The organism is Brachybacterium fresconis, from assembly GCF_017876515.1.
Classification (GTDB): Bacteria; Actinomycetota; Actinomycetes; order Actinomycetales; family Dermabacteraceae; genus Brachybacterium; species Brachybacterium fresconis.
The window spans coordinates 3,396,050-3,420,614 of the sequence record NZ_JAGIOC010000001.1 but is presented as its reverse complement, the minus strand read 5'-3'; the positions used below and the strand labels follow the sequence as shown (position 1 = coordinate 3,420,614).

General features: G+C 70.1%; 22 protein-coding genes and 1 pseudogene. 17 read left to right on the top strand and 6 right to left on the bottom strand.

Going from position 1 to position 24,565, the window contains the following annotated elements:
• Positions 1–214: 214 nt before the first annotated feature.
• From JOF44_RS15230 to JOF44_RS15210, 5 genes and pseudogenes are all read left to right on the top strand, one after another.
• A complete protein-coding gene (locus JOF44_RS15230; protein WP_209893245.1) occupies positions 215–877 on the top strand; it encodes a carbonic anhydrase in 663 nt (220 codons plus the stop codon).
• A gap of 552 nt (positions 878–1,429) precedes the next feature.
• On the top strand, positions 1,430–1,759 hold the full coding sequence (locus JOF44_RS15225; RefSeq protein ID WP_209893243.1) for a hypothetical protein: 330 nt from the start codon (positions 1,430–1,432) through the stop codon (positions 1,757–1,759).
• Between the two features lie 14 nt (positions 1,760–1,773).
• A pseudogene (locus tag JOF44_RS21270) lies at positions 1,774–2,121 on the top strand (AlbA family DNA-binding domain-containing protein); the annotation flags it as partial.
• Positions 2,122–2,564: 443 nt separating this feature from the next.
• On the top strand, positions 2,565–3,188 hold the full coding sequence (locus tag JOF44_RS21265) for an ATP-binding protein (protein ID WP_377785099.1): 624 nt from the start codon (positions 2,565–2,567) through the stop codon (positions 3,186–3,188).
• 126 nt (positions 3,189–3,314) lie between these two features.
• Positions 3,315–4,559 carry an alanine racemase gene (locus tag JOF44_RS15210; RefSeq protein WP_209893237.1) on the top strand — a complete coding sequence of 415 codons (1,245 nt, stop codon included), beginning with the start codon at positions 3,315–3,317 and terminating at the stop codon, positions 4,557–4,559.
• A gap of 41 nt (positions 4,560–4,600) precedes the next feature.
• On the opposite strand, the gene JOF44_RS15205 is transcribed toward JOF44_RS15210, so the two are convergent.
• Together JOF44_RS15205 and JOF44_RS15200 are read right to left on the bottom strand one after the other, a co-directional pair.
• Positions 4,601–5,233 carry a Type 1 glutamine amidotransferase-like domain-containing protein gene (locus tag JOF44_RS15205; protein WP_209893234.1) on the bottom strand — a complete coding sequence of 211 codons (633 nt, stop codon included), beginning with the start codon at positions 5,231–5,233 and terminating at the stop codon, positions 4,601–4,603.
• A complete protein-coding gene (locus JOF44_RS15200) occupies positions 5,230–6,306 on the bottom strand; it encodes a hypothetical protein (protein WP_245348969.1) in 1,077 nt (358 codons plus the stop codon). Before JOF44_RS15200 ends, JOF44_RS15205 begins: the two co-directional genes overlap by 4 nt.
• Before the next feature lie 189 nt (positions 6,307–6,495).
• On the opposite strand from JOF44_RS15200, the gene JOF44_RS15195 reads away from it, so the two are divergent.
• Positions 6,496–7,299 (top strand): CPBP family intramembrane glutamic endopeptidase, encoded by an 804-nt coding sequence (locus JOF44_RS15195; RefSeq protein WP_209893231.1) that lies wholly within the window; start codon positions 6,496–6,498, stop codon positions 7,297–7,299.
• A gap of 407 nt (positions 7,300–7,706) precedes the next feature.
• Here JOF44_RS15195 and JOF44_RS15190 read toward each other — a convergent pair whose 3' ends face one another.
• Positions 7,707–8,432 carry a helix-turn-helix transcriptional regulator gene (locus JOF44_RS15190; protein WP_209893228.1) on the bottom strand — a complete coding sequence of 242 codons (726 nt, stop codon included), beginning with the start codon at positions 8,430–8,432 and terminating at the stop codon, positions 7,707–7,709.
• Positions 8,433–8,505: 73 nt separating this feature from the next.
• On the opposite strand from JOF44_RS15190, the gene JOF44_RS15185 reads away from it, so the two are divergent.
• The 5 genes from JOF44_RS15185 (at position 8,506) to JOF44_RS15165 (ending at position 14,263) form a co-directional block, all read left to right on the top strand.
• Complete coding sequence (locus JOF44_RS15185) at positions 8,506–9,849, top strand: MFS transporter (protein WP_209893226.1); 1,344 nt, start codon at positions 8,506–8,508, stop codon at positions 9,847–9,849.
• A 2-nt stretch (positions 9,850–9,851) separates the two neighbouring features.
• Entirely contained in the window at positions 9,852–11,468 is a 1,617-nt protein-coding gene (locus JOF44_RS15180; protein ID WP_209893223.1) for an N-acyl-D-amino-acid deacylase family protein, read from the top strand.
• Positions 11,465–11,848 (top strand): RidA family protein, encoded by a 384-nt coding sequence (locus tag JOF44_RS15175; protein ID WP_209893220.1) that lies wholly within the window; start codon positions 11,465–11,467, stop codon positions 11,846–11,848. Before JOF44_RS15180 ends, JOF44_RS15175 begins: the two co-directional genes overlap by 4 nt.
• Positions 11,849–12,125: 277 nt before the next feature.
• Positions 12,126–13,307 (top strand): N(5)-(carboxyethyl)ornithine synthase, encoded by a 1,182-nt coding sequence (locus JOF44_RS15170; RefSeq protein ID WP_209893185.1) that lies wholly within the window; start codon positions 12,126–12,128, stop codon positions 13,305–13,307.
• Between the two features lie 254 nt (positions 13,308–13,561).
• Positions 13,562–14,263: a DUF4282 domain-containing protein gene (locus JOF44_RS15165; protein ID WP_209893182.1), complete on the top strand. Its 702-nt coding sequence runs from the start codon at positions 13,562–13,564 to the stop codon at positions 14,261–14,263.
• A gap of 5 nt (positions 14,264–14,268) precedes the next feature.
• Here the strand turns inward: JOF44_RS15165 and JOF44_RS15160 are convergent, their stop codons facing one another.
• The gene (locus JOF44_RS15160; protein ID WP_209893179.1) at positions 14,269–15,108 is read right to left on the bottom strand and encodes an SDR family oxidoreductase; all 840 of its coding nucleotides are present in this window, start codon (positions 15,106–15,108) and stop codon (positions 14,269–14,271) included.
• 90 nt (positions 15,109–15,198) lie between these two features.
• Positions 15,199–15,672: a MarR family winged helix-turn-helix transcriptional regulator gene (locus JOF44_RS15155; RefSeq protein WP_245348968.1), complete on the bottom strand. Its 474-nt coding sequence runs from the start codon at positions 15,670–15,672 to the stop codon at positions 15,199–15,201.
• A 464-nt stretch (positions 15,673–16,136) separates the two neighbouring features.
• Between JOF44_RS15155 and JOF44_RS15150 the strand changes: the two genes are divergently transcribed.
• A complete protein-coding gene (locus tag JOF44_RS15150) occupies positions 16,137–17,579 on the top strand; it encodes an MFS transporter (RefSeq protein ID WP_209893176.1) in 1,443 nt (480 codons plus the stop codon).
• A gap of 132 nt (positions 17,580–17,711) precedes the next feature.
• Here JOF44_RS15150 and JOF44_RS15145 read toward each other — a convergent pair whose 3' ends face one another.
• The gene (locus JOF44_RS15145) at positions 17,712–18,851 is read right to left on the bottom strand and encodes an FUSC family protein (RefSeq protein WP_209893173.1); all 1,140 of its coding nucleotides are present in this window, start codon (positions 18,849–18,851) and stop codon (positions 17,712–17,714) included.
• Positions 18,852–19,084: 233 nt separating this feature from the next.
• Here JOF44_RS15145 and JOF44_RS15140 point away from each other — a divergent pair, with 233 nt between their 5' ends.
• The 5 genes from JOF44_RS15140 to JOF44_RS15120 all read left to right on the top strand — a co-directional run bounded on the left by JOF44_RS15140 (position 19,085) and on the right by JOF44_RS15120 (position 24,560).
• Positions 19,085–20,119, top strand: coding sequence for a LacI family DNA-binding transcriptional regulator (locus JOF44_RS15140; RefSeq protein WP_209893170.1), 1,035 nt, complete (start codon positions 19,085–19,087; stop codon positions 20,117–20,119).
• A gap of 349 nt (positions 20,120–20,468) precedes the next feature.
• Complete coding sequence (locus JOF44_RS15135; RefSeq protein ID WP_209893167.1) at positions 20,469–21,770, top strand: ABC transporter substrate-binding protein; 1,302 nt, start codon at positions 20,469–20,471, stop codon at positions 21,768–21,770.
• A 73-nt stretch (positions 21,771–21,843) separates the two neighbouring features.
• Positions 21,844–22,821, top strand: coding sequence for a carbohydrate ABC transporter permease (locus JOF44_RS15130; RefSeq protein ID WP_209893164.1), 978 nt, complete (start codon positions 21,844–21,846; stop codon positions 22,819–22,821).
• On the top strand, positions 22,814–23,653 hold the full coding sequence (locus tag JOF44_RS15125) for a carbohydrate ABC transporter permease (protein WP_209893161.1): 840 nt from the start codon (positions 22,814–22,816) through the stop codon (positions 23,651–23,653). The genes JOF44_RS15130 and JOF44_RS15125 overlap by 8 nt, the downstream gene beginning before the upstream one ends.
• Before the next feature lie 163 nt (positions 23,654–23,816).
• Positions 23,817–24,560 (top strand): sugar phosphate isomerase/epimerase family protein, encoded by a 744-nt coding sequence (locus JOF44_RS15120; RefSeq protein WP_342591807.1) that lies wholly within the window; start codon positions 23,817–23,819, stop codon positions 24,558–24,560.
• Positions 24,561–24,565: the final 5 nt, after the last annotated feature.

Sequence of the window (24,565 nt, the reverse complement as noted above, 5' to 3'; positions counted from 1 at the left end):
TCACGCCCATATAGCGGTCCAGGTCACGCCACGCGACGAAAGTTCGCACCACTCCCTTCGTCTCGTCCGGGCCCGTCGCGTCGGCCGCCGCGACGCACGAGGGGTATTCTGCCGACGGCCGAGGGCCGGCACGGGCACCGCCCTGACCGGCCACGGGCCGGGAACGGCATGCTGCCGACCCGCCCTCGAACGAGATCCCGGAAGGACGTCGACGATGAGCTCACCCCGCGTCACAGTGCAGGAGGCGTGGGATGCTCTCGCGCAGGGCAACGAGCGGTTCATGGAGGGCGAGCTGCGCCATCCCGAGCAGGATGCGGCGCGCCGCCACGAGCTGACCGGCTACCAGGCCCCCGACGCCGCCTTCCTGGGCTGCTCGGACTCCCGCGTCGCCGCGGAGATCCTGTTCGACTGCGGTCTCGGCGACCTGTTCGTGGTGCGCAACATCGGCCAGATCGCCAATGAGAACACCACCGCGACCATGGAGTTCGCCGTCGCCGAGCTCGGTGTCGCCGTGATCGTGGTGCTCGCCCACGGCTCCTGCGGCGCCGTGAAGGCGGCCATCGATCAGACCACCGCCGAGCCCAGCGAGGTCACCCCGGCGATCCGGCGCGAACTCGAGCTGATCCAGCCCGCGGTCCAGCGCGAGTGGCTGGCCACCCACAAGGACACCCCGTACGTCGACCCGGAGCTGATCGACGCGGACGCCGTCGGCCGGCGTCACCTGGACGAGACGATCCACGCCCTCATGCGCTCCTCGCGGGTGATCAGCGACGCCGTCGCCCAGGGGAAGCTCGGCATCGTCGGCTGCCAGTACCAGCTCGAGAAGGGCCGGGTCGCCCCGATCACCTCGGTGGGGCAGCTGAGCATCGGGGCCTGAGCGCCGAGGAGGTGGCATGGTCCGCAGAACCGGGTCGTCGGAGTCCTGATCATGGCGGTCAGTGTGCTGTCGGTGGCATCGCGCACGCTCGAGCACCGCAAGTACCTGACGCTTCCTGAGGGTCGCCGCTCCGCCTCCTCCCTCGAGTGACGCGGTGGGTGTCCGGTCCCCGACGAGCTCAGGAATCCGGCTCCTCGCCCTCCCCTGCTCACGGCAAGGCACGCGTCCGCTGTCGCTGTCGCCTGTGGGAGTCTTCAGCCATGGATCTCGAACGCTGCGTGTTCCACATGCGCACCCGCAAACGCTGACTCGAGCGAGCTCCTGCCGCTGAGCGCGTTGCGCGATCATGATCGCGCCGCGTACGACCGCGCCATCGCGAAGGACGACGACACCCTGAGCGGCGGCGTCTGCGCACGACGCCCATCCCGCGCCTGGCGGTGAAGTGCACGAAGACCGCTTTCCTCTCCCCCGTTGCTCCCGCACGCCATACGCGCGGCGTGGAGCACAGCCCTCGACCGGCAGCTTCCTAGGCAGGAATTCTGGACGATCCCCGTGGAAGACCTCGGTGAGGTCGTCGTCCTCGATCGCCACCAGACGCGCTCGGGCGATCCGATCGGTCCCGCCGAGACCACTCCGCTGGACCACTCGTCCTTTGAAGCGCTGCACGAGACCACGGAGCGGAACCTCGCCTGGATCTCCGAGCTGACGTCTCGAGGGAAGCACGGCTCCTGGTTCCACGGGACTCCGCAGGTCCTCACCAGCAACCCGGTCCGTCTGACGAACGCCGAGGTCATCGACTGGTCGACGGCTAACGCCCCCGGCTCGTGGAGCGACCTCGATCCGCACCTCAATGTCGGGACTACTCGTACCTACTCTAAATAGTTTGGAGTAGATGCATGTCGATCACGTCTCTCCAGAAGCTCGAGGACGCCCACCCCGAGGAGCGATTGCGGCGTCTTACCACCACGCCCGAGGACCAGTGGTTCGATCGCAGGTCGGGGCGGATCGCTCCGAAGGATCTTGCCCGCACAGTGGTCGCGTTCGCCAATGCCGAGGGCGGAACGATCGTCGTCGGGCTCAGCGACGGGAACCATGACGGTGGCCTGCTCACTGTTGACCGCGAGAACGCTCTGCTCCAGACCGGGATGGACTTCACGGTCCCTCCGGTGCGCACCTACGTCACGCGGCTCGATGTCGGCGAGAACCGCAGGGTGCTCAACATCGATGTCCCTCCGAGCGAGCGGGTCCACGAGACGAACACCGGAGACGTCTACCTCCGGGTCGGCGACGAGTCGAAGAAGCTCAGCTTCACCCAGCGGAAGGAGTTGGAGTACGACCGAGGTGCTGCATACTTCGAGGCTGAGGCGGTCCCGGATGTAACGCTCGATGATCTGGACGCTCGCCAGCTGTCTCTGTACCGCGAAGCCATCGGAGCCTCGTCGTCGATCGAGACGGCTCTGCGCGCCCGCAGCCTCCTACGGCGCGACGGACGACCTAACCACGCCACATCCTTGCTGCTGGGCCGACACCCCCAGGAAGCTCTCCCCCAGGCGTACGTGCGCGTGATGCGCTTCGCCAGAGACGCGGCCGGGACCGGTGCCCGCCAGACCCTGGAGTCCGGGAAGGATCAGAGGTTCGAAGGACCGATCCCCACGATCCTCGACAACGCATCGAACTGCATCGACGAGTGGATGCCGAAGCATCGGGCGCTGGGCGTGTCCGGCCGCTTCGACGATGTGCCACTCATCCCGAAGGACGCTTGGCTCGAAGGTCTGGTCAATGCCGTCGTCCACCGCAGCTATTCCATGGCAGGGACCACATCCGGGTCAGCATCTACCCGGGTCGCATCGAGATCGAAAGCCCTGGTCGCTTTCCCGGCCTTGCGGACCCGACCAGACCGCTCGAGATCGCCCGGTACGCGAGGAATCCACGTATCGCCCGCGTCTGTTCGGACCTCGGAATCACCCTGGAGCGCGGCGAGGGCATCCAGCGCATCTTCGAGGAGATGCGGAGCACGGGGCTCACCGACCCGGTGTATGAACAGACCAGCGGCAGTGTGCGACTGATCCTGACGACTTCGGGGCGGCTGGACCCACGCATCGAAGAAGGACTCCCCTCCGGAGCAGACGCAATCCTTCAACTGCTTCGCACCCATGGCGCCCCGCTGGGGACAGGAGAGATCATCGAGGCGACAGGAAAGTCCCGTCCCTGGACCCGCACGGCACTCGAAGCACTCCGGGACGCCGGCCTCGTCGAGTGGAGCGGGCGCTCGGCGAAAGATCCTCGCGCGACCTGGGAGATCGTACGGTAGTTGGCGGATGCCCCTCGCGGCACGGCGCGAGCGCCCGACCCCCACGACCCCTCCGTCCGTCTTGCATAATCCCAGCCAACCCCAGAGACTCGCAGTTCATCACCGTCGAGCCGAGCGAGGTCACCCATGTCCCAGCACGCCCAGCGCACCGACGGACGCACCGTCGAAGCGGTCGACAAGTCCTTCCCGCTCGGTCTCGTCGGCCGCGACATCACCGCGCTGGACACGCCCCTGGCGGACTTCTCCACGCCCCTGCTGGTGCTCGATCAGCAGGCGATGGCGCACAACCTCCAGGTGATGGCCGACTGGACGACCGAGCGCGGGCTCGAGCTGATGCCGCACGGGAAGACCACGATGGCGCCGGTGCTGTGGCAGCGCCAGCTCGACGTCGGGTGCACAGGGATCACCGTGGCCACCGGCTGGCAGGCGGACGTCGCCCTGCTGGCCGGGGTGCCCACCGTGCAGCTGGCCAACGCGTGCACCGACCCGGCCCTGCTGCGGCGCCTGGCCGCGCATCTGCTCGAGCACCCCGATCAGGAGCTGGTGTGCTGGGCGGACTCCCTGGCCACGATCGACCTGCTCGAGCGGGAGCTGCCGGCGGCATCGCGCCTGGGTGTGCTGGTGGAGCTCGGGGCCGACGGGGGCCGCACCGGCGCCCGCGACGAGGCCACGGCGCTCGCGATCGCGGAGCGGGTGGCCACCTCGAGCACGCTCACGCTGTACGGCGCCGCCGGCTACGAAGGGGCGCTGGCCCATGACCGCTCCGAGGAGTCGCTCGCGACCGTCGGCGCCTACTGCGAGCGCCTGGCCGCGCTGGTCGGCCGGCTGCGCCCGCTGATCGAGGGCACCCCGTGGGTGACCGCGGGCGGCAGCGCCTATTTCGACCTCGTGGCCGACGCCTTCGCCCCGCTGAGCGAGTTGCGCGCGATCCTGCGCTCGGGCGCGTACATCGTGCACGACTCCGGCTTCTACCGGGGCATCTCCCCGTTGGATACGACGCGGGACGTCGCCGAGGAGCAGGCCCTGCTGCCGGCGATGCGCGCCTACGCCCGCGTGGTCTCGATGCCGGAGCCGGGCTTGGCCCTGCTCGACGCCGGCAAGCGGGACGTCCCCTTCGACGAGGGCCTGCCCGTCCCGCTCGCCGTCGCCGCGCAGCTCGGCGGGCCCGAGCGGCCGCTGGACGCCGAGATCACGGCGCTGAACGACCAGCACGCCTTCCTGCGCTACCGCGGCGAGTCCCCGCTCGCACTCGGCGACGTGGTCACGCTCGGGCTCTCCCACCCCTGCACCGCCTTCGACAAGTGGCGGCTGATCCCGATCGTCGACGCCGAGACGAACGTCGTGCACGAGGCCGTCGAGACGTTCTTCTAGGAGGCTGACCGGAGAGCCGGGCCGGAAGCGCCCGCAGCTGCTCACCGAACCGTCGGCGCGCCACCGTCCACGACCAGCGCCTGTCCGTCACGCAGTGCCCAATACGGCCTCCGCTCGGCGTCATACCGTGCCGCGACCTCACCGAGCAGCTCCGTCTCCGGGTGGCCAGGCGAGCTCATATGAGGGACGACGGCGCGGTCCAGCACCCCGAGCCCGTCGTAGCGGACCTCGCCGTACGCGGCGAGGCAGTCCTCGATCGGGTCACAGTGCTCCAGACCGTTCAAGGTCGGCGCCAGCACGCACGGGCCCGCGCTGAAACCGGCGCAGACGAAGGCGTCCCGGCGCAGACCGTCGACGAGGAGCGCGTCCATCCCGGACCGGGCCAGCGCCATGCGCAGGGTGAAGACATTCCCGCCGCGAATCCAAAGGAAGTCCGGTCTTCCGACGACGGCTTCGATCGACGACGAATCGTGCTCGCGCAGGTCCAGGTCTGCCGCCTCGAGGCCGAGCTCCGCCAGGGAGGCGATCTGGCGCTGGGTATCGGCGGTGCGGCGCTCCTGATCCCCGCCGTCCAGGGCATTGGCGATCACCCATCCGCGCCGCTCGCCGCGCACCATGGACACGAGCAGGTCGGGGCGGTCCCCGAGCTGGTACGACGACAGGTACAGCCTCATGGGTCCGACGATGCCACACCCGTACCGCGAATCGATTCCGGGCTCCTCGGGTGACGCCGCAGCGCCACCGCACCGGCGAACAGCACCACGAGCAGCATGACCGCGTTGTGCGTGTACTTGGCCGCCGGTGAGACCTCGCCGCTCAGCGGGAAGTAGGTGAACGCCAGCAGCCCGCGTGCCAGCAGAAAGCCCACGGCGACCGCCGCTGCGTGGCGGATGCTCCACCGCCGCCTGCGTGCGGCGAGCAGCAGGGCGATCCCGAACCCGGCGGAGACCGCGACCGCGCCGGCCACGCCCGGCCAGGTCGGAGGCACGAGATCCGGGACCACCGCGGCCACTACGGCCGTGAGGACGATCGCCCACAAGGGGATCTCGCCGCGTGCCGCGGACGGCTCGCTCGCCGCCGCACGCGCGCGGCGCCCGACGACCGCCGCCACGATCACCAGAGCACCGACAACTCCGCAGGCACCCAGCAGTTGAGGCACGCTCCCTGATTGCGACTCCGGGTCGCTGACGATCAACGCCGCCGCCCCGAGGTACGCGAGTCCCGCGAGGATCGTACCGATCCGGCCGAGCCACGGCGTGCGAGCTCGCCTCGGCGACCATGCCTCCGCGAGCGCCACCGGCGCCGCGAAGCTGAAGATCACGTGCCCGATGAGGAACGAGTAGGCGTTGTAGCCGCTGAAGCCCAGGGCGGGGATCAGGGTGGGTTCACGGTTCTCGGCCCAGCCCGTGTATCCCCCGTAGTCGGCGGCGAACAGCGACTGGTCGATGAGGCAGGCCTGCACCACACCGAGCGCGGCGAACATCACCAGCAGGCTCGGCCACCCCCAGCCCAGGCGGCGCGCCAGGTCTCGCGCGAGCAGCGCCGGCGCGCCGTAGAGCGCTCCGAAGAACACCAGCGCGAAGGCGATCGCGCCCGGATCCCCCGTGGAGTCGGAGTAGGCCGCGAGCAGCTCGGCCCCGATGCCTGACAGGGCCAGCAGGCCGAGGATCTGGGCCGCCCGGCCGGTCAGGCGGCGTCGAGGCTCCGGGGCCCGGTCTTGGACGAGGGGAGGCTGTTGTCGGTGCATGCCACCACGCTAGGAATCGGGCGGCGCCCTCGCATCGGCCGCACGGCCGGTCCGTCGGATCGTCGGCATCGTCCGAACGGCCCATGCGCCCGCACCCGGTCGGCGTGGTCGCGGGAACATCTCCTTCGTAGGTACCGCTCCGATGCACGGGCCTTCCCGTCCGCTGCCCCCGCGACTACATTCACACTCATGGAAACGCGGGCGTACCGCCACCGCATCAGGTCGGAACGGACGCCGCTCGCCTCGGTCTCCTCCGCCCGACTCGCTCTCGCTCTCGCCGTGTGGTTCATGGTCTCGGGCCTGTGCGCGGGAGCGCTCCTCGCCACGCAATCGCTGACGGGCCCGGACCCCGAGGTCCTCTCGCTGGTGATGCTCGCTCCGGCCGTCGGCGCCGGTGCCGCCTGGCTCCTCCTGCGCTGCCACTCCCCCTGGACCCTCCCCCGAGCGCGCCCCGGGGCCATGGCCGCCTCGCTGGCACTCGCCGTCGCCGCCATCGCGATCTACTTCACGGCGCTCTCGATCCTCCGCGAAAGCGGCCCGGTGATGCCCCGGGAAGTCGCGGGCACTCCCCTGCTGATCTTCCTGCTTCTGCAGTCGGTCGGTGCCCTGACCGAGGAGATCGGCTACCGCGGACTCCTCCTCCACGGCCTGCAGCGGTGGCTGCCCCGCTGGGGCGCCGCGGTCATCACGGGCGTCCTGTTCGGGCTCTGGCACGTCCAGTACTACGCCCTGCCGCCGGCGCAGTTCGCGGCCTTCCTCGTCGGCACCGTCGCGCTGACTGCGACGATGGCCGCGGTGATGACCGGGACGTTCTGGCAGCGCATGGCCGTCTGCACCGTGATCCACCTCGGGGCGAACCTGGCCCTGGCATTCGTCGGCACGGCTCAGGTCCCGATGACGGTCTTCGCGGGGGCGATCGTCGTGGGGGCGATCGTCGTGGGGGCGCTGGTGGCCGTCGTCCCCTCGGCGCAGAGGCGGAGCGCCACAGGATGACGACGCACCCCAGCCTCCGCCATCTTTGAGGGCACTGGCCGAACCGAAGTGCGAGATGGGTCAGCTGTTGGGGCGAGATCCTGACGACGACATGCTCCGATGGCTCCGCGAACGCCGAGCGCGACACGGCAGACCCTTCGAGGCAGAGGCCCGGAAGGTGCCGCACGGACGATGACCCGTCAGTATCCCGTCAGATGTGCCGTTGAGGCCCCCTCTGAACGGCACGTACGACCGGATCGGCGGGGCGGTGCCCCTCGACGGGCGGGCCTGGCGGGGCGGCGCTCCTCGACGGGCGGGCCCGGCGCGGCGGTGCCCCTCGAAGGGCACATCTGGCGGGGCGGTGCCCCCGAAGGGCGCATCCGGCGCGGCCCACGGCGAGGGAACCTCAGCCCTGGAGCGCCCGCGCGTCAGCCCCGCCGCACCTCGTCGAGGTAGCCGTAGACCGTCACGCGGGAGACGCCGAGCCGGGCGGAGACCGTGTCGGCCGCGCGCTTGATGCGGAAGGCCCCGCGCTCCTCGAGCAGGTGCAGGATCCGGATCCGCTCGGGCTTGGTCAGCGAGGGCACCGGCTTGCCGACCGTCGCGATCGCCTCCTCGACCAGGTCGTCGAGCACCGTGGAGATGTCCGGACCCACCAGCTCCTTCGGCCGCTCCACCACGTCCTGGCGCACCTCGGGCACCAGCGCGCCGAGGGCGTTCATGGCGGTCTGGACCGGGGTGAGGTCGACGTTGATGCAGAAGGCCGCGATGATGTATCCCTCGAGGTCGCGGTAGTAGACCGAGGAGCTGGTCAGCTCGCGTCCGTCGGCCGTGCGACCCCGGTAGCCGTGGGCGTCGTGGTCGATGCTGGGGTCGCGCAGCACCTCGGCGCCGAGGTTGGTGGAGGGGCCGCCGACGGTCCGCCCGCTGAGGTGGCCGTTCACGATCGCGGCGACGGAGCTGTCGAGGTCCCCGCGGCTGAGGTCGTGCAGCACCACCTCGCAGTGCGGGCCCACCACGGCGGCGATCGCCTCCATGAGCGGGGTCAGCGCGCCGTAGGCGTCATCGAAGCTCGCGAACCGAGCACCTGGCTCAGGCGCCGACGACTCCGGCAGATTCGGGACTCTCTCCGCTGCGCTCATGGTGCCCATCATGGCACCACGGTAGACGTAACCTCTGTCAAGCATGTATAAATTCCGTCAAGCCCGGCTCGTCGAGGAGGACAGCATGCAGCCGACCACCCAGTCCGCACCACCGCCCGCGACGCTCACCCCCACACAGCGGCGCACCATCGCCGGCGGCACCATCGGCACGCTGATGGAGTACTTCGACTACTACCTGTACGGGCTCGCCTCCGCCGCGGTCTTCCCCGCCGTCTTCTTCTCCTCCGACTCGGCCTTCGTCGCCCAGCTCTCCAGCTTCGCGACCTTCGCCGTGGGCTTCCTGCTGCGACCCGTCGGCGGGCTCGTGTTCGGCTACATCGGCGACCGCTTCGGCCGCAAGCTCACCCTCATGATCACCGTGATCGGCATGGGCCTGACCACGGCCGCGATCGGCCTGATCCCCTCGGACGCCAGCATCGGGCTGGCCGCTCCGGTCCTGCTGGTGACCGCCCGCATGTTCCAGGGCCTGTTCGTCGGCGGCGAGATGGGCGGCGCTGCGACGATGGTCGTCGAGCACGCGCCCGTCGGCCGACGGGGACTGTTCGGCGCGCTCCTGATCAGCGGCGCCGGCATCGCCAACGTCGCCTCCGCCGGCATGATGGCCGGCCTCGGCGCGGGCCCGGAATCCTTCTTCATGACCTGGGGCTGGCGCATCCCCTTCCTGTTCGCGCTGGTCCTGGCGATCGTCGCGGTCATCCTGCGCCGCCACCTCGAGGAGTCCGAGGAGTTCACCCAGCACCGCAGCGACGTCGCCGCGCAGAAGGTCGCCGCTCCCTCGCCGCTGCGAGAAGTGCTGCGCCACCCCAAGAACGCGATCCTCGGCATCCTCATCGGCCTGCCGCAGTCGATCGCCGGCTACGTGGTGCTCACCTTCGGCCTCGCGTTCATGGTCTCCGACGGGGTGCCCGCCCAGGTCGGCTTCATCGGCACCATGATCGTCGGCGCCCTGCAGATCGTCCTGGCCCCGACCTACGGCGCCCTCTCGGACCGCCTCGGCCGGCAGAGGGTCTACATCGCCGGCTGCCTCGGCTTCGCCCTGCTGGTGTGGCCCGCCTTCGCCCTCTACGGCACACATGAACCGGTGCTGATCTGGCTGGGCATGATCGTGGGCTTCGCGATCCCGGGGATCGCCATGCAGGGCACGCTGCAGACCATGCTCACCGAGATGTTCGACGTCGAGCAGCGCACCACCGGCGTGAACATCGGCTACCAGCTGTCCAACACCCTCGGCGGCGGCCTCGCCCCGCTGATCGCCACCGCCCTGGTGGGCTGGGCCGGCGGGTCGATCTGGCCGGTGGTCGTCTACGTCGTGGTGATCAGCGCCGTCGGCGCGATCGCGACCGCCACCGCGTCCATGCGGCCCGACACCGCGGACGCCGGTCGCCTGAACGCTCTGCGAGGATCGTGAGCATGTCGCACACGAAATCGCTGCTGATCCGGGGCGGGCGCGTCGTCGACCGCGACGGCGTGCGGGAGGCCGACGTGCTGATCGTCGGCGAGCGCATCGCCGCCGTCGGGCCCGATGCTGCCGCCGACGCCGCCGACGCGCAGATCCTCGCGGCCGACGGGCGCCTGGTGCTGCCCGGCCTCGTGGACGCCCACTCGCACGCCGAAGGCGCCGTGTTCACCCCGGAGGTGCAGCGGGCCCTGCTGCGCCAGGGGGTCACGACCATCATCGGCGGGCAGGACGGCGTCTCCTACGCCCCGGGCGATGGCGCGTGGGCGAGCACGTACTTCGCAGCGATCAACGGCCCGCACCCCACCTACCAGGGGTCCGGGATCGCACAGCTGCTGGCGAGCTACGACGGGGCAGTGCCCCTGAACGTCGCCGCCCTGGTCCCGGCCGGCACCGTGCGCCACGAGGTGATCGGCGGCGAGGACCGACCCGCCACCGCCGACGAGCTCGCCGAGATGGCGGCGCTGGTCGCCCGCGAGGTGGCCGACGGGGCCGTCGGCCTCTCCACCGGGCTGGACTACACGCCGGGGATCTACGCCGACGCCGAGGAGATCGCGGCCCTGTGCCGTCCGCTCGCCGCGACCGGGCTCCCCTACGTCACGCACATGCGCGGCGGCTACGAGGACAACTCGCAGGTGGGCATCGAGGAGGTGGGCCGGATCGGGCTCGACGCCGGCGTGCCCGTGCACATCTCCCACTTCCACACCCGGGCCGACGAGGCGTGGCGGCTGATGACCCTGCTCGCCGAGCGCGGCGTCGACGCCAGCTTCGACGCCTACCCGTACACCCGCGGCTGCTCGATCCTGGGGATGACGCTGCTGCCCCCGGCGCTGAACGCCATGGACCCCGGCGAGGCCGCGGCCCTGCTGCGCGATCCGGACCGGCGTGATCAGCTGCGCCGGGACTGGTTCCCCGGGGTGGATCACAACCCCAGCCTCGGCCCCGAGTGGCCGGAGCTGATCACCATCGCGCACACGGTCGCCGAGGAGTTCGCCTGGGCCCACGGGCTCACCCTCGCGCAGGTCGCCGCGCGCCGCGGCACCGACGCGATCGACGCGGCGCTGGACCTGCTGGCCGCCTCCCGCCTCGAGGTGAACGTGGTCATGGCCGTGCGGGACCAGCGCCCGGTCTCCGACCTCGGCCGCCTGATCGCCCATCCTCGGCATCTGGGAGGGTCCGACGGGATCTTCATCGGCGCCCACCCGCATCCGCGCGCCCGCGGCACCTTCGCCGAATACCTCGCGACCTACGTGCGCGAGCACAGGTTCCTGACCTGGCCCGAGGCGGCCCGGCACCTGGCGACCGGGCCCGCCGACCGCTTCCACCTCGGCGATCGCGGGCGCGTGAGCCCCGGGTACCTCGCCGACCTGGCGCTGGTGGACCCCGAGGCGGTCCGCCCCGGCGCGACCTATGACCGGCCGCTCGCCCTCGCCGAGGGCATCGACGACGTGATCGTCGGCGGCCGCCCCGTTCTGGCCGGTGGGGACCTCACCGGCGAGCACCCGGGCGGGGGCCTCCGGGCCGCCGCGCCGGGATCCGAGAACCGCTCACCACGACGAGGAGACGCATGAGCACCCCCAAGGAAGCACTGCACACCACGAACGCGCCGCAGCCCGCCGGGCCCTACAGCCAGGCGATCGTCAGCGGGGACCTGCTGTTCACCGCCGGCTTCGGCCCGCAGGACCCCGCCACCGGAGAGGTCTCCGACTCGGTCGCCGAGCAGACCCGGCAGGTGCTGCGCACCCTCCAGGCCGTGCTCGCCGAGCGCGGGGCGAGCCTCGAGGACGTCCTGAAGACCACCGTGCACCTCGCCGACCTCGCCGACTTCCAGGAGTTCAACGAGGCCTACCGCGAGTTCTTCTCCGAGCCCTTCCCGGTGCGCACCACCGTCGGCTCCCAGCTGGCGAACATCAAGGTCGAGATCGACGCGGTGGCACGGATCAGCGCCTGAGCGCCTGCGCCCGGGCACGCATCGCCTGAGTGCCCGCACCCGGGCCCCCGATGCGACCTCGGAAAGCCTTCCCCTGCCAGAAGGCGTTCCCGAGGTCGCACTCGGGACAGGGCACTTCGGCACCGCGACCTTGCGTCACCACTCCACCGCTCCGGACACCGCGCCCCGGACCTCCGGGGCGCGGCGGGCTCATGGCCCGCCGTCTCCCGACCGGCGTCGCTCGTGACCTGATGCTCTATGGTCAGGAGCCAGGGTGCCACCGGGCGCCCAGGAACGGATGCACGTGCTGCCACGCCACAACGACCTCAGCGGATCGACGACCGATACCGCACTCACCCTCGGAGTCTTCGGATTCTCCCTCAAGACCGATGAGTGGCGGGTGCCGATCCACCCCGCCCACCTCGACCGGATCCCCGCAGACCTGCGGGGCCGTGTCCTCATCGAGGAGGGCTACGGCGAACACTTCGGTATCCCCGATTCCGAGCTCGCCCCGCACGTGGGCCGAATCTGCAGCCGTGCCGAACTGTTCGAGCGGGCCGACATCCTCGCCCTGCCGAAGCCGCAGCACGAGGACATCCGCGCCATGCGCGAGGGTCAGATCCTGTGGGGATGGCCGCACTGCGTGCAGGACCGCACGCTCACCCAGCTGGCCATCGACAAGCACCTCACGCTCATCGCGTTCGAGGCGATGCACTACTGGGGCGGGGACGGCTCGTTCAATCTCCACGTGTTCCACGCCAACAACGAGCTGGCGGGCTACAGCTCAGTGCTGCACTCCCTGCAGCTGCTGGGGTCGACGGGGAACTACGGCCGCCGCCTCACCGCCACGGTCATCGGTTTCGGCGCCACCGCACGGGGCGCGATCACCGCGCTGGGTGCCCATGGCATCACCCAGATCCGGGTTCTCACCAACCGTGCCGTCACCGCGGTCGCCGCCCCGATCCACTCCGTGGACATCGTCCAGTTCGCCCATGAGGACGAGCCCTATCAGAGCGAGGCCATCACCGACGAGGGACGGGTTCCGCTGGCGCCGTTCCTCGCCGAGAGCGACGTGGTGGTCAACTGCACCCTGCAGGACCCGAACGCTCCGCTGCTGTATCTGCACGACGACGACCTGCAGCAGTTCACGCCCGGAAGCCTGATCGTGGACGTCTCCTGCGACGAAGGCATGGGATTCTCCTGGGCGCGGCCGACCTCCTTCGCGGAACCGATGCTCACGCTGGCCAACGGCATCAGCTATTACGCGGTGGACCACAGTCCCTCATACCTCTGGAACTCTGCGAGCTGGGAGAACAGCGCGGCGCTGCTCCCCTTCCTCGAGACGGTCATGGCCGGGCCCGCCGCCTGGGCCGACGTCGAGACCATCGACCGCGCGATCGAGATCCAGGACGGCGAGATCAGGAATCCCGACATCCTCGAGTTCCAGGGCCGCGAGGCGGAGTACCCGCACCGCGGATGAGATCCTGCGGCACGCCGTGGCCCGATCCGGCCTGAGCCTCGGGTCGTGTCCCGACGTCGAGTTCCGGCGCCCTGATCCCGGCGCCGGGTCTCGTGGCCCTGATCCCGGGGCCGAGACGGGTCGCAGCAGGATGCGGATCCGCACTATGGTGCTCGAAGGGGACAGCGCGACGGGGGGCCGCCGGCAGTTCGGGGCTGCATCCCGCGCGTGGACCGCGCACCAGCCATCGACGTATGAAGGACGGGAACAGCTCTATGTCGCATCCATCCGACGGGGACCGTTTCGAGACACCGCAGCCGGAGCAGAACAGTTCTGCCGATCAGACCTGGGCCGAGCCCGGCCAGGCGCAGCCGCCCTCTGGAGATGACCAGGACCCCCACGCCGCCGGGCGGTCGGCGACCGCGTACGGACAGGAGTCACCCGCGTACGGCCAGGAGTCCCCCGCGTACGGGCAGGAGCCCCCCGCGTACTCCGAGGGATCCTCTGCGTACGGGCAGGGAACGCCCGGCTCCTCGCAGCCGTCTCCCGCGTACGGCCCGGCCTCGCCGGCCGGTCAGCAGATCCCGCAGGACCCGTCCCGGGCCCCCGCGCCGCAGTCGAGCGGCAACGGCGAGCCCGGCTTCTTCCGGGCGATGGTCGACTTCAGGTTCGACCACTTCATCACCGTGAAGTTCTCCTCGTTCCTCTACATCGTGGCGTTCCTGGTCGCCGCGCTGCTGTGGCTCGGCCAGATACTTCTCGCCATCCTGTTCGGCGTCGCGCTGGGCAGCGCCACCAGCTTCTACGAAGAGGCGAGCTTCAACGCGGTGCCCCTGATTCTCGCGATCGTGTTCGGATGGATCCCTTCGGTCATCGCACTGATCGCCATGCGTCTGGGCCTGGAGTTCAGCGTCGCGACCGTCCGCACCGCACAGAACACCACGAAGCTGGCCGACGCGGCGACGGCGGCCCGCTGACGGAATCAGCCCGTCAGGCCGGCGCCGATCTGCGCGAAGGTCTCGCGCATCGCCGCGTCGTTCCAGGACCACACGTCCTCGCCGCGCAGCACCACGTCGGTGCCGCCGTCGCAGTAGATGGTCTGACCCGCGCAGTGGGAGTTCTCCACCGAGGTGAGCCAGATCAGCAGGTGCGCGATGGTCTCCGGGCCCTGATGCGAGTTCAGCGGCATCGGCACGTAGGCGTCGGTCATCGCCCGACCCTCCTCGCTGGCCAGCAGCTCCTTCGTCATCGGGGTGACCACGGTCCCGGGTGCCACCGCGTTCAGCGGGATGCCGGCGCCGGCCCAGCGCCCGGTGGGGGCCTCACGGCGCACCCAGCGGGAGATGGCGCGCTTGGAGGACGGGTAGATGACGTTCGCGGTGCGGGAATCCTCGGCCATCCGGGTCGCGATCTCGAGGGCGGTGGGCTCGTCGCCCGCCAGCAGGGCATCGACCAGCGCGGGGACCACCGGCTGCAACGTGGCCATCGAGGAGACCAGCGCGACGCGCGGCGCCTCGGAGCGGGTCAGCGCAGGCTGGATGGCCTCGAGGAACTCCGTCATGCCGAAGTAGTTCACCGACGCGGTGAGCGGCTTCGGGATCGAGAGGCCGGCGCAGGCGATCACGGCGTCGACCGTGCCCCCGGCGAGCCGGGCGGCCTCCTCGGCAGCACCGGCGCGACCCTCGGGGGTGGAGAGGTCGCCGGAGACGTCGGTGCCCTTCAGATCGACGCCGATCACCCGCTCGCCGCGGTCGCTGAGGATCTGGGCGGTGGTGCGGCCGATGCCGGAGGCGGCGCCGGTGACGACATAGGTGCGGGACATGGGGTGGTGGCCTTTCGGTAGTGGGGTGACTGCTGAGGCGGTGCCGGCCCCAGCAGGGGTGGCTCTCCGACGGTGCAGACGGTGTTGATCTCAGGGGGTGGTCGGGGTGGAGCCGGTCGCGAGATCGGCGGTGAAGCGGGTCAGCAGCTCGGACAGGGCGCGCACGTCGGCCGCGTCCCAGTCGTCGGTGGCGTCGGCGAGCAGGGACAGGCCGGCCTCGAAGAGCTGCTCGTAGGTGCGCCGGCCCGCCGCGGTCAGGGCGACGTGCGCCGAGCGTCCGTCGGCGACGTCCGGGCGACGCTCGACGAGGTCCGCCGCGGTCAGCCGGGCGATCAGCTTCGAGGTCGACGGGCGCGTCAGATGCAGCTCATCCGCCAGGTCGCTAGGGCGGGCGGAGCCGCCCGAGATCCCCAGGCCGTACAGCGCACGGATCGCGACCGGGTCGAGGGTGAGGCCGCTCTGCGCGGTGATCCGCCGCTGGAAGTCCAGCGAGCTCCACTGCGACATGAGCCGGGTGAGGGCGCGCAGCGTGGCACGGTGCAGGTCGAGCATCTCGCGATCCATGATCCGCACCGTACGCCGATCTAGTTGTGCGAGGCAACCAGATGGCGGGGTGGGGTGCGCAGAGGCGGCGCGCGACCCGGTGAGGTGCGCGGAGGCGAGCGCGCGACCCGGATCACCCCTCCGCGTGACGGCCAGAACATCCCGGGGACGAAATTCCCCGCCGATCACACCGAACCGATATCGACCCGTGATCATTCCGGCATTTCTGTGCCTGAACTGGTCTTACCAGAAAGTAACACTCCGACGATCGGGGCTTTGAAACGCTCCACCCGTCCGCAGCCCGCTGCAACACGTGGCAATCGATTCCGGAGCCGCGGTGGCGACCACAAACTGTGGCAACCCCGACGCACCATCCGAGCGGGGAATGCACCGCCACCGATGACGCACAGCGCGGAAATACCACTTCGAAGCACTCGAACAATGCAGTTCAACGCTGCCCGCGGGCAGTTTTCGAGAGGAATCAGATGGAAAATACCCCGATGGGCGATGACTACACCCGCCCCGACCCGATCTCCGGCGCGGTCTCCACCGACACCGGCTCGCTCCTCGCCCGCTCCGAGGGCGGCGCCCCCGGCGTAGCCGTCATCGACAGCGACTCCCGCCGCCCTGACGCCACCGGCGAGGAATCGACCACGGGCAACGGCAAGGCCATGGCCGCCATGGGATTCTCCCAGGCCGTCGACAACTCCGAGGGCGGCCTGGTCCGCAGCTTCTTCCCGCTCATCGGCGCGGCCTTCGGCGTCGCCGAGGGAATGCTCGGCGTGATGAGCTCGATCAGCATGTTCGCCCGCATGATCTTCGGCCCGTTCTGGGCGATGATGGCCGACCGCTTCGGCCGCAAGAGAATCCTGGTCCTGGTCACCGGCGTCTGGGGCCTATGGACCGTCGCTTCCGGCTTCGCTCCCGACTTCACCTGGCTGCTGATCCTCTACGCCATCGGCGTCATCGGCACCGTGGCCTCCGAACCGATCATCAACGGCCTGCTGCCGGACCTTTTCAAGCAGTCCCAGCGCGGCAAGGCCTACGGCACGATCCGCGGCATCGGCACCTTCGTCGGCGTGATCCTGGGCCCGGCCGTCGGCCTCTTCGCCCTCGGTGACGATCCGAACCCGGACGCCTGGCGCTACGCCATGTGGACCATGGGCGGCATCTCGGTCCTCTCCGGCATCCTCATCGCGATGTGGGTCAAGGACCCCCGGAGCAACACCGCCCGCGACGACATGATGGCCGAGGCCGGCCGATTCAGGATCTCCGACGGCGTCAAGCTGTTCAAGATCCCCACCGTCGCCCTCATGGTCGGAATGCTGCCGCTGGTGACCAGCCTCGTCCTGCTCTCCTTCTATGCGAATTTCCTGGTCGCCGAGCGCGGCATCTCCGTCTTCCAGGGCACGCTCGCCATGGCCGCCTTCAGCCTCGGCGCCGTGTTCTCGAGCGTCATGGGCGGGCGCCTCGCGGACCTCTTCGTGCGGAAGCTCGGCGAGAAGGGCCGCATCACCCTGATGCAGCTCTACCTGGTGGCCTTCGCGGGCGCCGTCACTCTCGCGACACAGGTCCCGTACCAGGGGTTCCTCCCCGCGCTCCTGTTCACCCTGATGCTGGGCATGGTCTTCTCCATCGGCTTCTCGGGCTGCGTGCTGCCGATGGTCTCCAACGTGGTGCCCCGTCAGCTGAACGCCACCGGCTTCGCGATGCTGTTCTCCCTCGTGCAGGGCGGCATCACCGCGGTCATCACCCTGGGGGTCGGGTTCATCGCCGCGGCCACCTCCAGCCAGACCATGTTCCTCTGGTTCGTCGTCGTCCCCTACGCCCTCAATGCCCTCTACTGGTTCCTGTTCTACCGGGTCTACCCTCGCGACGTGGAGCGCCAGAAGGAGCGCACCGAGCAGGTGGAGGCCGGGACGTTCTGACCACCACCCCCGGGCCCCTCGCGCTGCGGCGCGAGGGGTTCGGCGCGTCATGCTGCAACGCGAGGAGCCCGGCGCGCCGAACTCCAGGACGCGCATCGTGCAGCATCACGGCACGGTCGACCGGGCGACCGGTCAGGAGGCGGGGCTGCCCCGCTCGATCTCCCGCGCCTCACGGTCCGAGGCGACGTCGTCGACGATGGTGGCGATGAGCTCCATGCTCGTGATCAGGGACCCGTAGACCGGCCAGCTGCTCCGGGGCAGACCCTTCTGGTCGGACAGCTGCGCGGCGAGGGCGGTGAGGCGATGCTGCACGGGCTCGACGTCGGCGTCGGGGTCGGCGATGGCTCGGCCCGCATCGCGCACGATCGCCGACCAGCGCTCGCGGCACAGGTCGTCCCACGCGCCCTCCGCATAGCTCGCATCACGCAGCGTGCGGGCGAGATGCCGCAGGTACAGCACGCCTTCGTCGACCCGGTTCAGCAGCTCCTCATATCCGACGTCGCGACCCGAGCGCGTCGGCCCGGCTCCGGCCCGGTCACGCCTGCCGGGCTGACCGAGCGGGCGCGGGATCCTGCGGCGCGGATTGACCCTCCCGCTCTCCCGCGCGAAGCGGACCGTCTGCCAGGCCGTCTCGAGCTCCGTCTGCATCGAGGCGGTCTCCCGGAACCATTCCTCGGCCCGGTCCGTGTCCCAGGACTCGGAGAACGACTCGGCCATGTCGCCCAGCACTCCGCCCATGCGTCGATTGATGCTGTCGACGTAGGCGGCCGCCTGCCGATCACGCAGCGGCGGCAGGATGAGCAGGTTCACGACCACTCCGACGGCGACTCCCAGCGCGACCTCGATCAGACGTTCGTCGAGCAGCGGCTGCTGCTGGCCGAAACCGCTGCCGAGCACGAAGATCGCAGTGGTCGCGATCGCGACGCCCTCCGCGCGGATGCCCGGCAGTCGGGAGCCGATCATGCCCACCAGCAGGGCGAGCGCGAAGGTCCACAGATGCACGCCGAGCAGGCTGCCGATCAGGAAGGAGACCAGGATCCCGAGTCCCGAGGCGACCAGGGTCTGCAGTCCTCGGGACAGCGAGCGGAACACCGTGGACTGCACTGTCAGCAGCGCCGTCCAGGGAGCGAGGAAGGGCATCTGCGAGTCGAGCACGTAGAGCACGAGCCACCAGGCCGCCGTCGCGGCGACCACGGCCTTGAGGATCTGGAGCAGATCCGTGGCGACGTGCGGGCGGCGCACGGCGTCCAGCGCTCGCGAGACGACGGTCATGCTTCCTCCTCGGGACCGGGCGACGCAGCAGCGCGCGGCGTCGTGCGATCCTACGGTCCCGTCGGCACGGCTCCGCACGAGGGACCAATCGGTCGTCGAGCGGGTGCAGACCTATCATGTGCGCAACCCACGACCGCGCTCGGCTCCGACCAGCGCGCTCGCCCGCCTGGGGGCGCCATGCGCCGAACGGCGTGACGCCGGATGCTCCTGCTCCTCGACCCGAAAGAGCGCCTATGCCTACGCCGCGAAAGCACTCCCGCCCGACGGTCGCCACGATCGCCCACGACCTCGGCATCTCCCCCGCCACCGTGAGCTACGCGCTCAACGACAAGCCCGGGGTGAGCGCGGCGATGCGCGAGCGCGTCCTCGAGCACGCCCGCGCGACGGGCTGGACCCCGCACTCGGGAGCCCAGGCGCTGCGTCGCGGTCGCAGCGGGAACATCGGGCTGGTGCTGGTCAGAGACCCCGAAGAGGTCTCCCGCGAGCCGTTCTACTCGGCGGTGACGGCCGGCATCGAGTCGGCGATCAGCGCCCACGGCTTCGAGCTGCTGCTGCGCTTCGTCCGGGGAGGACCCGACGAGGAGGTTGAGGTGTTCCGCACCTGGGCCCACCAGCGCCGGGTCGACGGCGTGGTGCTGCTGGACCTGGCGGAGCACGATCATCGCCCCGCGACCCTGGAGTCGCTGGCCATGGACTTCGCCGTGATCGGCCACTACGTCGGCCCCGAGGACTTCGTGAAGGTCATGACCGCGGAGGCCGACGACGCACGCACCGTCGTGGACCACATCGTCGAGCGCGGCTACGACGGCTGCATCCAGCTCACCGGCCCCTCCGAGTTCGCCCACGAGCGGCGGCGCCTGGAACTGCTGCAGGAGCTGTGCGCCGGCCACGGCATCCCCCACACCCACTCCTCCGGCACCTACACGATCGAGGCCGGCTCCCGCGCCTTCGACGCGGCCGACCGGACCCTCAGCGCCCGCCCGGCCGTGATCGCCTCGAGCGACCTGATCGCCCTGGGCGCCCTGCGCGCCGCGGTCGCCCGCGGGATCGAGGTCCCCTCCGAGCTGGGCGTGGTGAGCTGGGACGACTCCCTCATCGCGGAGGTCACGGTCCCTGCGATCACGGCCCTGTCCCGTCGACCCTTCGACATGGGCCGCACCGCCGGGGACCTGCTCGCTCGCCGGCTGGACGGGCAGGTCGCCGCCGGCACCGCCCTGCAGAATCCCCCGGCGACGCTGGTGCCGCGCCGCTCCACCACCGCCGACTGACGCGGCGCGGCGCGTCCGTTCGGCGCGCCGGGGCGCGTCGGCCGACCATCACCCGGCGCACCCATCAACCGGTGCCTCCGCCCGCCGTCGTGGACCGCGCGTCGGCCCGACCGCCACCCGGCGCATCCGCCCGACCCCGCACGCGAAGGCCCCGTCACGGACCGTGACCGTGCTGTGACACCCACCTGTTGACACCCGCTCCGTCGGCGGGCCATACTCGCCGAATCGATTAAGTTCGAATCGATTAAGCACTTTGGCCTCCGGCCTGCCGCGCACCGCTCCCCCGAGCCGAGCGCGCTCTTCGCTACCGCAACCGATCACCGATGACGGTGCACCAAGGAGAACCCCGATGCGACGCCGCACCCTTCTGACCGCTGCCCCTCTCGCCGCTGCCGGCGCCGCCGGCCTCGCCGCCTGCGGATCGAGCTCCGGCTCCGGCTCGAGCTCCGACAGCCTGACCTACTGGGCCTCCAACCAGGGCACCAGCCTCGAGAACGACAAGGAGGTGCTCACCCCGGTCCTGGAGAAGTTCACCGAGGAGACCGGCATCGACGTGTCGCTCGAGGTCATCGGCTGGGGCGATCTGCAGACCCGCATCCAGACCGCGATCACCTCCGGGCAGGGCCCGGACGTCGTCAACATCGGCAACACCTGGGGCGTGAGCCTCCAGGCCACCGGCGGCCTGCTGGAGCTGGGCGATGAGCAGTTCGAGGCGCTCGGCGGCCGCGACCGCTACGTCCCGGCGGCCCTGGCCACCGGCGGCGCCGAGGGCACCGATCCCACGTCCATCCCGCTGTACGGGCTGGCCTACGGCATGTACTACAACGTGAAGATGTTCGAGGATGCCGGCATCGAGCCGCCCACCACCTGGGAGGAGATGGTCGAGGCCGCCAAGGCCCTGACCGATCCCGAGGGCGACGTCTGGGGCATGTCGCTGGCAGCCGGCTCCTACACGGAGAACAACCACTTCGCCTTCATCAACGCCACCCAGAACGGTGCCGCGCTGAACACGAAGGACGGCAAGCCCTCCTTCACCGAGGACGGCGTCATCGACGGCATCCTGCGCTACCTCGACCTGATGCAGACGGACAAGGTCGTCGACCCCTCCAACGCCCAGTTCGACAACGGCACCAAGTCCGTCACCGCCTTCGCCAACGGCAAGGCCGCGATGATCATCAACCAGAACAACGCCAACGCCACCATCGAGTCGCAGGGCATGACCCCGGACCAGTTCAAGGCCATCCCCTTCCCGGCCCCCGCCGATGCCGTCAGCGACTGCGCCTCGCACCTGGCCGGGATCAACCTCGCCGCCATGAAGGACACCGGGAACGAAGAGGGCGCCCTGCAGTTCATGAAGTTCATGACCTCCCCGGAGACGCAGGAGGAGCTCGGCAAGCCCTTCGCCTCGCTGCCGGTGCTGGTCGACGGCACGCCGACCTTCACCGAGGACGAGGAGCAGGCCGACATGTTCATGGAGATCTACTCCGAGCGCGCCGAGCCGCTGCCGCTGGTGCCCTGGGAGGACCAGTACGAGACCACCGTCGGCCAGGCGATGAACGAGATGTTCGCGACCATCGCCACCGGCGGCACGGTCACCCGCGAGGACGTCACGACGGCCATGCAGACCGCGCAGGACTCGATCCGCGCCTGAGGTCCCACCGGCCGACGGGGCGATGCCCCGTCGGCCGCCGTGCGCCCGCCACCCCACCTCGAGAAGAGCCCCCATGTCCAGTCTGACCGCGCCGGAGGACACCACGACGCCTCCCAAGCGTCCCGACGCCAGGCCGCCGCGCCGGCCCCGGCGTCACCTGTTCCCCTACCTGATCATCGCCCCCGCGGTGCTGCTCGAGCTGCTGATCCACATCATCCCGATGGCCACCGGGTTCTGGATGAGCTTCGTGGAGCTGACCAAGTTCTTCATCCGCCGCTGGCTGGAGGCCCCCTTCGTGGGCCTGGAGAACTACTCCATCGCGATCGACCTGAACACCCCCGTCGGCCAGGAGCTGCTGAACTCCTTCCTGGTCACCGTGGGGTTCACCGCACTCGTGGTGGGCCTGAGCTGGGGCCTGGGGATGGCGGCCGCGGTCGCCCTGCAGCGGCCCTTCCGCGGCCGGGGGGTGTTCCGCACCCTGTTCCTGATCCCCTACGCCCTGCCGCTGTACGCCTCGGTGATCACCTGGAACTTCATGCTCCAGCGGGACACCGGCGTGATCAACCACGTGCTGGTGGACCAGCTGGGCATCCTCGAGGACGCCCCGTTCTGGCTGATCGGCGACAACGCCTTCGTCTCCGTCGTGGTGGTCGCGATCTGGCGGATGTGGCCCTTCGCCTTCCTCATGTTCATGGCCGGCCTGCAGTCGATCCCCGGCGAGCTCTACGAGGCCTCCGCGATCGACGGCGCCGGGCCGACGCGCCAGTGGCGCTCGATCACGCTGCCGATGCTCGCCCCGGTCAACCAGACCATGCTGCTGGTGATGTTCCTGTGGGTGTTCAACGACTTCAACACCCCCTATGTGCTGTTCGGCAGCGCCCAGCCGCCGGCCGGTGACCTCATCAGCTTCCACATCTACAACGCCTCGTTCCTGTCCTGGGACTTCGGGGTGGGCAGCGCGATGAGCGTCCTGCTGCTGCTGTTCCTGCTGGCGGTGTCGCTGGTGTACCTCTACTTCACCCAGTGGAAGAAGGAGAAGCGCAATGCGTGAGACCACCGGCGAGAAGATCTTCCGCACCATCGTGCTGATCGGACTGACCCTGTTCGTGGCGCTGCCGCTGTACGTCATGATCACCACCTCGATGAAGCCGCTGGGCGATGTGCAGGCCGGGTTCTCCTGGCTGCCCAGCACCATCACGTTCCAGCCGTTCATCGAGATGTGGTCGACGGTGCCGCTGGCGCGGTACTTCATGAACTCGCTGATCGTGACGCTGGCGGCGACGCTGCTGAGCGTGACGGTGGCGACGCTGGCCGCCTACGCCGTCTCGCGCTGGCGCTTCCACGGCCGCGGGCCGTTCATGACCACGGTGCTGTCCACCCAGATGTTCCCCGGGGTGCTGTTCCTGCTGCCGCTGTACCTGATCTTCGTCAACATCGACACGATGTTCGGGGTGCCGCTGGTGGGTACGCGCATCGGCCTGACCATCACCTATCTGACGTTCTCGCTGCCGTTCGCGATCTGGATGCTGGTGGGCTACTTCGACGGGATCCCGCGTGAGCTCGACCAGGCCGGCAAGGTCGACGGTGCCGGAAACCTCACCATCCTGCTGCGCATCATCCTGCCGGCCGCCCGTCCGGGCATCGTCGCCGTCGCCATCTACGCGTTCATGACGGCCTGGGGAGAGGTGCTGTTCGCCTCCGTGCTGACCACCGAGGACACCCGCACCCTGGCCGTGGGCCTGCAGCAGTACTCCACGCAGACCAACGTGTACTGGAACCAGGTGCTGGCCGCCTCGCTCGCGGTGAGCATCCCGGTGGTCGCCGGCTTCCTGATGATGCAGAAGAACTTCGTCGCGGGCCTGACCGCCGGCGCCGTGAAGTGACCTCGGCAGGGGGGGGCGCCGGCGACACGGCGCGACATATATCGACAGCACGTTCCGCCGGCGTCCCCCATCTGCTGCTGACCCCCACCCGACCAGTCCAGCCCCACCGCACCCAGTCCAGCCCCGCGGCCACCGCCCCCAACCTCGCACCGAAAGGACTCCCGTGCAATTCTCCGTCCAGATGTACAGCGTCCGCGACGCCCTCGCGGCCGATTTCCCGGGCACCGTGGCTCGCCTGGTCGAGCTCGGATTCACCCACGCCGAGCCGTACCGCCTCGTCGAGTTCCGCGACGAGCTGGTCGCCGCCCGGTCACGCTTCCCGATCGCCTTCCCCAGCGCCCACCAGTCCTTCCTCGGCGAGGACACGGACTTCGAGGAGGTGCTCGAGGCCGCCCGCGCCGTGGGCGTCCACTACCTCATCGACCCGTCCTGGAACGCGCAGGACTGGGCCGATGCCGGAAAGGTCCGCTCCCTGGCGGCGAGGCTGAACGAGCGTGCCGCGGCGGCCGCGGCCTCCGGGATCCGCGTCGGCTACCACAACCATCACATCGAGCTGGCCTCCCGGCTCGAGGGCCGCAGCGCCCTGGAGCTCTTCGCCGACGAGCTGGATCCGCAGGTCGTCCTCGAGATCGACACCTACTGGGCTGCGGTGGGAGGAGCCGACGTCCCCTCGCTGCTGGGCACGCTCGGCGACCGCGTGCAGCTGGTCCACCTCAAGGACGGCGACCTCTCCGAGGATCCCGCCGCGCAGCTGCCGCTGGGCACCGGGGCGATGCCGCTGGCGGCGACCCTGGACGCCGCAGCGGGCGCGGCCTACGGCGTGATCGAATTCGACGACTACGCCGGGGACATGTTCGAGGGCATCGGCGCCTCGCTCACCCACCTGCGCAGCGCTGTCGCCGCCTGACCCGG